At 39.0% G+C, this 11,835-nt stretch carries 12 protein-coding genes; 11 read left to right on the top strand and 1 reads right to left on the bottom strand.

The window, feature by feature from the left end:
- Positions 1-126: 126 nt before the first annotated feature.
- Positions 127-759, bottom strand: a complete 633-nt coding sequence (locus tag QOS06_RS08820; protein WP_085680929.1) for a YigZ family protein — start codon at positions 757-759, stop codon at positions 127-129.
- Between the two features lie 61 nt (positions 760-820).
- Here QOS06_RS08820 and QOS06_RS08815 point away from each other — a divergent pair, with 61 nt between their 5' ends.
- The 11 genes from QOS06_RS08815 to galU all read left to right on the top strand — a co-directional run bounded on the left by QOS06_RS08815 (position 821) and on the right by galU (position 11,810).
- Positions 821-2,155, top strand: coding sequence for an ATP-dependent helicase ComFA (locus tag QOS06_RS08815; RefSeq protein ID WP_003670472.1), 1,335 nt, complete (start codon positions 821-823; stop codon positions 2,153-2,155).
- Positions 2,133-2,813: a ComF family protein gene (locus QOS06_RS08810; RefSeq protein ID WP_003670469.1), complete on the top strand. Its 681-nt coding sequence runs from the start codon at positions 2,133-2,135 to the stop codon at positions 2,811-2,813. The genes QOS06_RS08815 and QOS06_RS08810 overlap by 23 nt, the downstream gene beginning before the upstream one ends.
- Positions 2,814-2,944: 131 nt before the next feature.
- A complete protein-coding gene (hpf, locus tag QOS06_RS08805) occupies positions 2,945-3,493 on the top strand; it encodes a ribosome hibernation-promoting factor, HPF/YfiA family (protein WP_003667436.1) in 549 nt (182 codons plus the stop codon).
- A gap of 209 nt (positions 3,494-3,702) precedes the next feature.
- Positions 3,703-6,066, top strand: a complete 2,364-nt coding sequence (gene secA, locus QOS06_RS08800; protein WP_003666386.1) for a preprotein translocase subunit SecA — start codon at positions 3,703-3,705, stop codon at positions 6,064-6,066.
- An 81-nt stretch (positions 6,067-6,147) separates the two neighbouring features.
- A protein-coding gene (prfB, locus tag QOS06_RS08795; RefSeq protein ID WP_191980569.1) for a peptide chain release factor 2 occupies positions 6,148-7,264 on the top strand; the annotation gives its coding sequence in 2 pieces (ribosomal slippage) (positions 6,148-6,219 and positions 6,221-7,264; 1,116 coding nt in all).
- A gap of 29 nt (positions 7,265-7,293) precedes the next feature.
- The gene (locus QOS06_RS08790) at positions 7,294-7,629 is read left to right on the top strand and encodes a PspC domain-containing protein (RefSeq protein WP_003670464.1); all 336 of its coding nucleotides are present in this window, start codon (positions 7,294-7,296) and stop codon (positions 7,627-7,629) included.
- Positions 7,629-7,985 carry a phage holin family protein gene (locus QOS06_RS08785; protein WP_003670462.1) on the top strand — a complete coding sequence of 119 codons (357 nt, stop codon included), beginning with the start codon at positions 7,629-7,631 and terminating at the stop codon, positions 7,983-7,985. The genes QOS06_RS08790 and QOS06_RS08785 overlap by 1 nt, the downstream gene beginning before the upstream one ends.
- 13 nt (positions 7,986-7,998) lie before the next feature.
- Positions 7,999-8,961, top strand: coding sequence for an HPr(Ser) kinase/phosphatase (gene hprK, locus QOS06_RS08780; protein WP_003670461.1), 963 nt, complete (start codon positions 7,999-8,001; stop codon positions 8,959-8,961).
- Positions 8,962-9,789, top strand: coding sequence for a prolipoprotein diacylglyceryl transferase (lgt, locus tag QOS06_RS08775; RefSeq protein ID WP_003670460.1), 828 nt, complete (start codon positions 8,962-8,964; stop codon positions 9,787-9,789).
- Between the two features lie 25 nt (positions 9,790-9,814).
- A complete protein-coding gene (locus tag QOS06_RS08770; protein WP_003670459.1) occupies positions 9,815-10,831 on the top strand; it encodes an NAD(P)H-dependent glycerol-3-phosphate dehydrogenase in 1,017 nt (338 codons plus the stop codon).
- A 64-nt stretch (positions 10,832-10,895) separates the two neighbouring features.
- A complete protein-coding gene (gene galU / locus QOS06_RS08765; RefSeq protein ID WP_003666398.1) occupies positions 10,896-11,810 on the top strand; it encodes a UTP--glucose-1-phosphate uridylyltransferase GalU in 915 nt (304 codons plus the stop codon).
- Positions 11,811-11,835 lie beyond the last annotated feature (25 nt).

Raw genomic sequence — 11,835 nt, 5'->3', positions numbered from 1 at the left:
AGCTCCATCAACCAATAATCAATTGGTCAGTATTATTTATTTGAGTCCAGTGGCTAACTTATTCTTGAAATTTAGGAAAAATAAAATATTAAAAAATTCAGGCTAGAAAATTCTAACCTGAATTTTTTAATATGGAATTTCGTTAAATCGCTGATCGCCCTCAGTTATTTGAAGCTGGTCGTTAAAACGATTAATGAGCTTTTCTTTGACATCTTTTAAGTCCGTTTCGTTTACATAAATACTTGTTTCAACATTAACCCCGTACTCCTCACTAGCAACCTCAAGATTGTTCTCCTTGAGGTAGTAAAGAAGGAGATCGTGAAGATCATAGGTAACAGTGATTTTTAGAATTGCTTGCTTGATCCGTTGGACGAGACCAGCCTGGTGGATTGCTTCAGTAGTTGTATTGCTATATGCCCGGATGAGACCACCTGCGCCTAGCTTAATCCCGCCGAAATAACGGGTAACCACTGCTACGACATTGTGGATCTTTGCAAGTTTAAGCGATTCAAGGATCGGAATTCCCGCAGTTCCGCTTGGCTCGCCATTATCACTTTCTCGCTGGATCTGGTCGTTGTCACCAATCATGTATGCAAAACAATTGTGAGTAGCTTTTTTATTAGCTGCTTGAATACTGGCAATAAACTGTTGAGCTTCTTCATCTGAGGAGACACGGGCAATGGAGCAAATAAATCGTGATTTTTTAATTATTTGCTCATAAGTAGTGTTTTTGGCAATTGTTAAATATGGTTCTGTCATTTTTAAACTTCCTTCGTGCTATTTTAATTAGTTTACGTATATATAAAGTAGGAGGTGAATAATGGATCTAGAAAATTATTATGGGAGACGAGTCTTGGCTTCGCGTCATGAGGTGAAACAATCAGGAATTCAAGAACTGCCAACAATCAGAATTGACGCTGGTAATATCAGATGCTATCGCTGCAATCATGTCACGGCAAAATCGCTGGGCGCTTTGCCACAAGGCGAGTTCTATTGTCCGCATTGTATTAATCTTGGACGCGTTTCAACGTTAAATAAATTTTATCATGTTCCAGAGCCAAATCAATTTACGGTTACCGAACCGGTATTAACCTGGAAAGGGAAATTGTCGCCTCTTCAGCAACAAGCTTCAGAAAAAATTTCCCGGGGAATGGCTGACCATGTCCAACAATTATTATGGGCAGTTACAGGTGCTGGAAAGACTGAGATGATGTTTGCAGGTATTGCGGCAGCTATTGAACGTGGTGAGAGAATTGGAATAGCTTCTCCACGAGTAGATGTTTGTTTAGAATTATTTCCCCGTTTAAAAGCTGCCTTTGCTAATTGTGATATTGCTCTTTTGCATGGTCGACAAGAATTACCTTATCATTATGCCCAACTGACTATTTGCACAACCCATCAATTGCTTCGTTTCTATCATGCTTTTGATAATTTAATTATTGATGAAGTAGATGCCTTTCCGTATGCTGCTAATGCTTCGTTATTATATGCGACTAAGCAAGCAATAAAAGAGAACGGAGGGTGTCTTTACTTAACTGCGACCCCAGGTGATGCTTTGCTGCGAGAAATTAAAAGTAAACGATTAGTTGTTAATTATTTGCCTCTTCGTTATCATGGGCATTTACTTCCACAAATAAAAGTTAGACTAGCTTTTGGATGGCGGCGACGATTAGAACGTCAGCAATTACCCCCGCAAGTTATTCAACAGTTGCAGGAAACGCTAAAGGAAGGCCATCACTTTTTGCTATTTGTTCCTCATATTGCAGATTTAGCATTGGTTGAAGCTGCATTACGGCATTCTTTTACAACTTTCCGCTTTGCTACTGTTCATGCAAGTGATCTAGAACGATTAGAAAAAGTCCAAAAAATGCGTGATGGTGATTACGACTTTTTAGTTACGACTTCTATTCTTGAACGGGGAGTCACTTTTCCAGAAATTGATGTCTATGTTTTGGGTGCCGATGATCCAGTTTTTTCCTCCTCGGCATTAGTGCAAATTGCTGGTCGAGCTGGACGTTCGCAAAGTCGACCAACTGGGCGGGTTATTTTTTGGATCAATTGTAATTGTCGACAAGTTAATCAAGCTGTTTCCCAGGTGAAGTACTTGAATCGGAAAGGTCAAAGGTTAATAGATGGAGTGTCTTTTGTGCAATAAAGGGATATCTTTCCAACTAACTTTGAAAGATATTTTTAGCTTTCGCGAAATTATCACGCCAGTAGTCTGCACTAAATGCAAAGAAAGTTTTGTGCGCTGGGATGATCACGGATGTGCAGGATGCGGTAAAGAAAATGTTAATAAAAATGGTTTCTTATGTGCAGACTGTCAGACTTGGAAGAAACTTTATGGTTGGTACTTGCATCATCGAGGATTATATCGGTATAACGAGGCGATGAAAGAATATATGCAACGTTATAAATTTAATGGCGATTATCGTTTATGCGTGGTATTTCAGCGTGAACTTAGCAAAGTGGTTAATGAACAGAAAGCAGATTTAATTGTCCCGATTCCAGTAACGTCGACAACGATGCAAACGCGTGGCTTTAATCAGGTTATTGGTCTATTACGCGAAGTACCTTACCAATCGATCTTACGAACTAAGATAAGTTCAAAAGTGGCACAATCAAGCAAGACAAAGGAAGAGCGACTTGCAACTAAACAGCCATTCATACTTGATGCACCAGAAAAAGTAATTAATAAAAAGGTTCTTTTAGTTGATGATGTTTATACTACAGGAAGGACACTGTATCATGCGGCAAACCTTTTTAAGCAAGCTGGCTGTAAAGAGATTGGTAGCGTTTCACTAGCACGTTAAATTCTTCTTAAAATGTATTAATAAAATTTGTTAATTAACACAAACTAATCTATAATAAAAATAGGATATGAGAAGAGTGGTCCTTCTGATATCAGATCAAGCAATTGCTTGGCTGAAAGGAGAGAAGTACAATGTTAAAGTTCAATATTCGTGGTGAAAATGTCGAAGTTACTGAGTCAATTCGTGATTACGTTGTAAAGCGAATCAGCAAGCTTCAAAAGTTCTTTGAAGATAGTGTTGAAGCTACCGCCCACGTGAACTTAAAAGTTTATCCAAACCGGACGTATAAGGTTGAAGTAACAATTCCACTTCCATACCTAACGTTGCGGGCAGAAGAGACTTCTAATGATATGTATGGAAGTATTGACTTAGTTACTGATAAGCTTGAACGGCAAATCCGGAAGTACAAGACGAAGGTTAACCGTAAGTCACGTGAAAAGGGCTTAAAGAACCTTGAATTCATCCCATCTGATAATGATGGAACAGATGGACAAGATGATGAATTAAAGATTGTACGGACGAAGCAAGTTTCATTAAAGCCAATGGATCCTGAAGAAGCTGTCCTTCAAATGGATATGCTTGGACACAATTTCTTTATCTTCCAAGATGCTGAAACTAATGGTACAAGCATTGTTTACCGTCGTAATGATGGTCGTTATGGCTTGATTGAAGCTGAATAGTCAATGCCAATATGAAGAGCGCGGATGAGAAATCATTGGCGCTTTTTGTATCTTATAACTTATAGCCACCTTGTAATATCCATACTAATAATTTTTATTTATACTATGAACGTGGTAAAATATTATGGTTAGAGTAAAAATATAATTGGCTTGAGTAGTACTTTTTTATTGATTTTGGACTTAAGCCAGAAAGTAGGAAGGACGCTTTTATGGCCAATATTCTAAAAAAATGGATTGAAAGCGATCGTCGTGAATTACGGCGAATTAACAAAATAGCAAATAAAGTCGAGAGTTATGCTAAACAAATGTCTGAACTAACTGATGAACAGCTTCAGGCAAAAACTGATGAATTTCGGGAACGTTATAAAAAGGGTGAATCCTTGGATCATATGTTGCCAGAAGCATTCGCAGTTTCTCGTGAAGGTGCTAAGCGGGTCTTAGGACTATATCCATTCCATGTCCAGATCATGGGGGGGATTGTTCTCCACGAAGGTAATATTGCAGAAATGCGGACTGGTGAAGGTAAGACATTAACTGCTACAATGCCGGTTTATCTTAATGCGATTTCTGGAAAAGGTGTTCATGTTATTACTGTTAATGAATACTTATCAAAGCGTGATGCTACCGAAATGGGACAGCTTTATAATTGGCTTGGATGTTCCGTTGGTATTAACAACTCAGAGATGAGCCCTGACCAAAAACGAGAAGCATACAAAGCTGATATCATGTATTCTACTAATAGTGAAATTGGGTTTGATTACCTTCGTGATAACATGGCTGTTTACAAAGAAGACCAAGTCCAACGTGGTTTAAACTATGCTTTAGTTGATGAAGTGGATTCAATTTTAATTGATGAAGCGCGGACACCATTAATCATTTCAGGTCCAGGAACGGGCACTTCTAAGTTGTACAAGCAAACTGATCGGTTTGTTAAGCAATTAAAGAAAGATGTTGATTATAAGATTGATCTTGAATCGAAGACAGTTTCATTAACTGATGAAGGAATTAAAAAAGCTGAAAAATACTTTAACTTAAAGAACCTATATGATCCAGAAAATACTGCGCTGACCCACCACTTGGATCAAGCGTTGCGTGCTAACTACATCATGCTTTTGGATAAAGATTATGTGGTTCAAGATGGTGAAGTATTAATTGTTGATTCCTTTACTGGACGTGTAATGGAAGGTCGACGTTTCTCTGATGGTCTTCACCAAGCTATTGAAGCCAAAGAAGGCGTAGAGATTCAAGAAGAAAACAAGACAATGGCTAACATTACATACCAGAACTTATTTCGGATGTATAACAAACTGGCGGGGATGACTGGTACTGCTAAAACTGAACAAGAAGAATTTCGTGAAATTTACAACATGGAAACTATTACTATCCCAACTAACCGTCCAGTTCAGCGAAAAGATGAGCCCGATTTGCTTTACCCAACGTTACAAAGTAAGTTTGCAGCTGTTGTCGATCGGATTAAAAAACTTCATGCTAAAGGGCAACCAATCCTAGTTGGGACAGTCGCCGTTGAAACCTCTGAATACTTATCCCAACTGCTTGATAAAGAGAATATTCCGCATGTTGTCTTAAACGCTAAGAATCACGCTAAGGAAGCGGAAATTGTTAAAAATGCCGGTCAAAAGGGTGCAGTAACTATCGCTACCAACATGGCGGGACGGGGAACAGATATTAAGTTAGGCCCTGGCGTTCGTGAAATTGGCGGACTAGCAGTTATTGGTACTGAACGACATGAATCACGGCGGATTGATAATCAGCTTCGTGGACGTTCTGGACGACAGGGTGATCCGGGATTATCACAATTCTACCTATCGCTTGAAGATGATTTAATGAAGCGATTTGGTGGAGACCGGATCAAAGCCTTCTTGGAGCGGATGAAAGTTAATGATGAAGATGCTGTCATTAAAAGTCGTTTCTTGACTCACCAGGTTGAATCAGCACAAAAGCGAGTTGAAGGTAACAACTACGATTCACGGAAGAATGTTCTTCAATATGATGATGTTATGCGTGAACAGCGTGAAATCATTTATAAAGAGCGACAACAAATTATCACTGAAGATAAGTCGCTGAAGTGGGTTCTTATGCCAATGTTTAGACGGACAATCCAGCGTGAAGTTGATCAACATACTCTTGGTGACAAGAAGGATTGGGATTTACAAGGAATTGTTGACTTTGCAGAAGAAGTCTTAATCAAGCCTGATACCATCACAGTTAAGGATCTAGAAGGTAAATCACCTCAAGAAATGGTAGATTACTTGATGACATTTGCCCAGGGAGTTTATAAGGAAAAGCAAAAACAACTTTATGATCCAGCACAAATGCTTGAATTTGAAAAGGTTGTTATTTTGCGGGTGGTTGACTCACACTGGACTGATCACATTGATATCATGGACCAATTCCGGCAGTCAGTTGGTTTACGTGGATATGGACAATTAAATCCATTGGTTGAATACCAAACTGCTGGTTATCACATGTTTGAACAAATGATTGCTGATATTGAGTATGAAACTACTCGACTCTTCATGAAGTCAGAAATTCGGCAAAATGTAACACGTTAATTGTTAATTACTACTAGGTACGGCAGTAAGGTAACCCATGGCGGTACCGCTGCCGTATTGTTGTATAACGGAGGTTCGATTGTGGAATTAAATGAAGCAAAAAAACAAGTAGAATCAATGCAAAAAGAAGTTACGCACTTCGGGAGGTCTCTTTGACTTAGATGCACTAGATGAGCGCATTGCAGAAATTGAACAAGAGATGGCTCAACCAGACTTTTGGAATAATAATGAGCAGGCACAGAAGGTCATTGCGGAAAATAATATTTTAAAAGAAAAACGGGATACTTTTGTGAATTTACGTGATCAGATTAGCGATCTTGAAACGTCGCTTGAATTGCTCGCGGTTGAACCGGACGATGATTTACAAAAAGATTTCGAAGCATCATTTACAAATACACAAAAGGCTTTAGAACAGTATCGCTTAACGCAACTTCTTGATGGGGAGTATGACGCTAAGAATGCTATCTTAGAAATTCATCCGGGAGCAGGTGGTACTGAAGCCCAAGATTGGGGTGAAATGCTTCTGCGGATGTATATTCGTTGGGGTGAACAGCATGGTTTCTCCGTTGAAACAGCGAGTTATGAAGCCGGTGATGAAGCGGGTATCAAGAGTGTTACGCTGCTAATTAAAGGGCATAATGCGTTTGGTTATCTTCGTAGTGAAAAGGGAGTCCATCGGCTTGTTCGTATTTCCCCATTTGATGCGGCTGGTCGGCGTCATACATCATTTGCTTCGGTTGACGTAATGCCGGAGTTGGATGATAGTGTTGAGGTTGATATTGATCCATCAGATTTACGAGTTGATACTTTCCGGTCTAGTGGTGCTGGTGGTCAACATATTAATAAAACAGAATCTGCTGTTCGGATTACGCATATTCCAACCGGGATTGTAACCTCTTCTCAAGCTGAACGATCCCAACTTCAAAACCGAGTTACTGCAATGAATATGTTAAAATCAAAGTTGTATGAACTAGAAGAAGAAAAGAAAGCTAAAAAGCGGGCGGAAATTGAGGGCGAACAACTTGATATCGGTTGGGGTTCTCAAATTCGTTCATATGTTTTTCATCCATACACTCTAGTCAAAGATAATCGAACAGGTTATGAAACCCATAATGGACAAGCTGTAATGGACGGGGACCTTGATCCATTTATTGATGCTTTCCTACAGTGGAAACTTAGTCAAAAGAATCCTCAATAAGTTATTTAGTTTGGAAGGAAGTGAGTAAAGTGCGCGAAAGTCAACATAAAAGATTAACTCGCTCAGGATCAGATCGAATGATAGCTGGTGTATTTGGTGGAATTGGCCAGTACTTTAAGATTCAGCCAAATATTTTACGTACTTTATATGTCTTACTGACTATTTTTACCGGTTTTGTTCCAGGCATTATTATCTATATTATTTTGATAATAATAATGCCTGCTGATCCGCAAAATCCCGATTTACTAGGATTTTTAAAGTCTTTCAGTGAATCACAAAAAACATCTCAACAGCCTCACCAACGTTCTCGGCGGACTTTAACGAATGTCGAGGAAAAAGACATTAAAAGAAATGGAAGATCATGATGGAATTTTGGAAAAGAGTATTGATTGATACAATCCTTTTTATTGCCCTTGCTGGTTTATTTGCCGGAACAGGGATGTTTTATATTACAAGTGCTTGGATTGCACCATTGGCAAGCTTTGTTTTAGCAATTTTGAACGTTGCTATTAAGCCAATTTTAGTAATTTTATCGTTGCCGATTAATATTTTGACCCTGGGCCTTTTTAGTGTTGTAATTAATGGAATTATGCTACAACTAACATCGATGCTTGTCGGGTCGGCAAACTTTCATTTTTCGTCATTTGGTTCTGCAATGTTGATTGCGATTATTATGGCAATTTTCAATGCAGTTATTACAAGTCACGAGGATAGATTGTAAAGGAGTGGAGAAAATGCCAAACAATGTAACGGTGCAAGAATTAGTTGATAAGGTCCGGTTGAAAGTCTTACAAGGAGAAGATTATCTCCAACGTAAGATAACAACTAGTGACATTTCACGGCCAGCACTTGAATTTGCGGGATATTTTAAGCATTACCCCGCAGCACGGATTCAGCTGTTAGGAATCACCGAAACCTCATTTGCTAAAGACTTAACTCATGAGCAACGTGAAGAGTACATGACAAAAATGTGTATGCCACAAACACCATGTTTTGTTATCTCAACTAATCTGCCAATTCCTAAGGAGCTAAAGAAGGCGGCGGAAGATGCAAAAATTCCAATCTTAGGAACGCATTTAACCTCTTCCCAAATATTAAGTAACATGACTTCTTACTTGCTTGAACGTTTGGCACCACGAAAATCTCTCCACGGTGTATTAGTTGATATCAGTGGGGTTGGAGTACTCATTACTGGTGATTCGGGAGTGGGTAAGAGTGAGACCGCGTTGGAACTTGTTCGTCGTGGGCACCGACTGATTGCTGATGATCGGGTAGAAGTTTACGCTCGTGACGAACAGACCTTGGTAGGGACTGCTCCGCAAATTTTAAAACACTTAATGGAAATTCGTGGGATTGGGATTATTGATGTCTCTACGCTTTATGGAACAGGAGCAATTATGCCTTCTGATCAAATCAGTTTAATTGTACATCTTGAAACGTGGACTCCAGATGTACAGTTTGATCGTCTTGGTGATCGTGGAGATACTCAAATAATTCAAGGCGTTATTGTGCCTAAAGTTTCTGTCCCGGTTAAAACTGGTCGTAATTTAGCGATTATTATTGAATCAGCTGCAATGAATTATCGGGCCGAGACAATGGGCTATGATGCGACTGAAACATTTGATCGAAACCTTAACCAGTTGATTAAGCAGAATTCAGAACGTGATAGTAAAAATAACAAGGGGTCGGCAAACTAGATGATTAATCCAGGAATAAAAGCCGCTTTAAACCCAATTGCTTTCCAAGCTGGTCCATTTACTATTCACTGGTATGGCGTCATTATTGCTAGCGGGGTAGTTTTGGCTCTCTTGTTAGCCGTTCGCGAAGGAAAGCGAGAAGGAATTTCTGAAGATGATTTTTATGATTATCTTTTATGGGCGCTCCCAATTGCGATAATTTGCGCACGAATTTACTATGTAGTATTTCAGTGGAGCTATTATTCTCAGCATCCAAGTGAGATTATTGCTATCTGGGATGGTGGAATTGCGATATATGGAGCGATTTTAGGAGGCTTTATTGTTTTACTTGTCTTTTGCCATTACCGTCATTTATCTAGTTGGCTGATGATGGACATCATTGCCCCAACCCTTATTATGGCTCAAGGAATTGGCCGGTGGGGTAACTTTATGAATCAAGAGGCATTTGGTGATATTACGACACGGGCGCATTTAATGGCTCAGCATATTCCAAATTGGATAATAAACCAAATGTATATTGGTGGTCACTATCGAATTCCAACGTTCTTATATGAGTCACTATGGGATTTAACTGGCTTTGCATTACTAATGTTACTTCGTCATCGCAAACATTTATTTCGTCGTGGTGAAATTTTCTTAACCTATGTAATGTGGTATGCATTTGGACGTTTCTTTATTGAAGGTATGCGGACTGATAGTTTAATGCTCGGAAATATTCGCATTTCACAGTTACTTTCTGTAGTGTTTTTTGTTAGTGCATTAGTAATACTAATAGTTCAACGTCATAAAAACATTCCGTGGTATGATAACGGAATAAACAAAAATTAATTGAATTGGATAAGGAGAAAGAATTATGGCAGAAAAAATTGCTGTTTTAGGTGCTGGTTCATGGGGCAGTGTTTTAGCAAACATGCTTACAGAAAATGGTCACGATGTTACATTATGGTCTCGTAATGAGGAACAAGTTAAGCAATTAAATACTGAACATACAAATCCTCGCTATATGAAAGATTTTGTTTATTCTACTAAATTAACAGCAACAACAGACATGAAAAAATCTGTTAAGGGTGCCAGCGTGATACTGATTGTGATTCCAACAAAGGGTCTTCGTGAGGTTGCTAAGAAATTAAACACAATTTTGACTGAATTACACCAAAAACCGTTAATTATTCACGCAACAAAAGGCCTAGAACAAAATACATATAAGCGGCCATCAGAAATGCTTAGTGAAGATATTTCTCCTGAAAATCGTCAGGCAATTGTTGTTTTATCAGGTCCGAGTCATGCTGAAGATGTGGCAATTAAAGATATGACAGCTGTAACTGCAGCTTGTGAGGACCTAACTAGTGCTAAAAAGGCGCAGAAGTTATTTAGTAATTCTTATTTCCGTGTTTATACTAACGACGATGTAATTGGTGCGGAATTTGGAGCAGCCTTAAAGAATATTATTGCAATTGGTGCTGGAGCTATCCAAGGCCTTGGCTACCATGATAATGCACGAGCAGCTTTGATTACTCGTGGGCTTGCAGAAATTCGTCGGCTGGGGGTTGCTTTTGGTGCTAACCCAATGACTTTTATTGGTCTTTCTGGTGTTGGTGACCTTGTTGTTACTGCTACCAGTAAAAATTCTCGAAATTGGCGTGCTGGCTATCAATTGGGACAAGGAAAAAAGCTTCAAGATGTAATTGATAATATGGGAATGGTTATCGAGGGGGTCTATACCACTAAGGCCGCTTATGAATTAAGTCGTAAACGGCAAGTACAGATGCCAATTACCGAAGCTCTTTACCGTGTTTTGTATGAAGGTGAAGATATCAAAACTGCAATTTCTCAGTTAATGGACCGAGATCTTACTTCAGAAAACGAATAAATATGGTAAAATACTAGAGGATGGATATTGAGAGAAATTGAAACATGGAAAGGGTTTTACAAGTATGAAACGTGTTAGAAAAGCCATTATTCCTGCTGCTGGTTTAGGAACTCGTTTTCTTCCTGCAACAAAGGCATTGGCAAAGGAAATGTTACCAATTGTTGATAAGCCAACAATTCAATTTATTGTTGAAGAAGCGCGCAAATCAGGAATTGAAGATATTGTTGTTGTTGATGGAAAGAATAAGCGGTCTATTGAAGACCACTTTGACTCTAATCCAGAGCTGGAAGATAATCTTCGTTCAAAGCACAAGGACGAGATGTTAAAGATGGTTGAAGAAACAACTGATGTTAATATTTACTTCATTCGTCAATCTCACCCACGTGGTTTAGGGGACGCTGTTTTAACTGCTCGTGATTTTATCGGGGATGAACCGTTTGTTGTTATGCTTGGGGATGACCTTAATAACATTAACAACAAGAATGAAGCTTTAACGAAGCAATTAATTGAAAGTTATAACCAAACTGGCGCATCTACTCTTGCAGTTATGCGGGTTCCACATGAAGATACTGCAAAGTATGGTGTAATTAACCCTAGCAAGGAAGTTACGCCAGGACTTTATAACGTAACTAGCTTCGTTGAAAAACCAGCTCCTAAAGACGCACCAAGTGATTTAGCAATTATTGGTCGGTATGTCTTTACTCCAGAAATCTTTGATGTATTAGCAAAGACTAAGCCAGGTAAGGGCGGCGAAATTCAATTAACTGATGCAATTGATACTTTGAACCAAACTCAACGGGTATTCGCTCGTGAATACAAGGGTGACCGTTACGATGTTGGTAATAAGTTCGGCTGGGTTAAGACAAACATTGAATATGGTTTGGAACACCCACAAGTTAAAGAAGAATTGCGTGAATACATTAAGGAATTAGGCGCAAAGCTTGCTGCTGAAGATAAGCAAAATAATTCTAAGAAGTAAGACTAGCATTGGCCTGTAAAAAATA

This window comes from Limosilactobacillus sp. DJ3M12, from assembly GCF_947381695.1.
GTDB classification, from domain to species: domain Bacteria; phylum Bacillota; class Bacilli; order Lactobacillales; family Lactobacillaceae; genus Limosilactobacillus; species Limosilactobacillus kinnaridis.
Note: the sequence above shows the minus strand (reverse complement) of the source record. Positions and strands in the feature narration are given on the sequence as shown.

Excerpts from the sequence above, each read along its gene's own strand:
- QOS06_RS08820 (WP_085680929.1), bottom strand. The coding sequence starts at position 759 with ATGACAGAACCATATTTAACAATTGCCAAAAACACTACTTATGAGCAA.
- QOS06_RS08815 (WP_003670472.1), top strand. The coding sequence starts at position 821 with ATGGATCTAGAAAATTATTATGGGAGACGAGTCTTGGCTTCGCGTCAT.
- QOS06_RS08810 (WP_003670469.1), top strand. The coding sequence starts at position 2,133 with ATGGAGTGTCTTTTGTGCAATAAAGGGATATCTTTCCAACTAACTTTG.
- hpf (WP_003667436.1), top strand. The coding sequence starts at position 2,945 with ATGTTAAAGTTCAATATTCGTGGTGAAAATGTCGAAGTTACTGAGTCA.
- secA (WP_003666386.1), top strand. The coding sequence starts at position 3,703 with ATGGCCAATATTCTAAAAAAATGGATTGAAAGCGATCGTCGTGAATTA.
- QOS06_RS08785 (WP_003670462.1), top strand. The coding sequence starts at position 7,629 with ATGGAATTTTGGAAAAGAGTATTGATTGATACAATCCTTTTTATTGCC.
- hprK (WP_003670461.1), top strand. The coding sequence starts at position 7,999 with ATGCCAAACAATGTAACGGTGCAAGAATTAGTTGATAAGGTCCGGTTG.
- lgt (WP_003670460.1), top strand. The coding sequence starts at position 8,962 with ATGATTAATCCAGGAATAAAAGCCGCTTTAAACCCAATTGCTTTCCAA.
- QOS06_RS08770 (WP_003670459.1), top strand. The coding sequence starts at position 9,815 with ATGGCAGAAAAAATTGCTGTTTTAGGTGCTGGTTCATGGGGCAGTGTT.
- galU (WP_003666398.1), top strand. The coding sequence starts at position 10,896 with ATGAAACGTGTTAGAAAAGCCATTATTCCTGCTGCTGGTTTAGGAACT.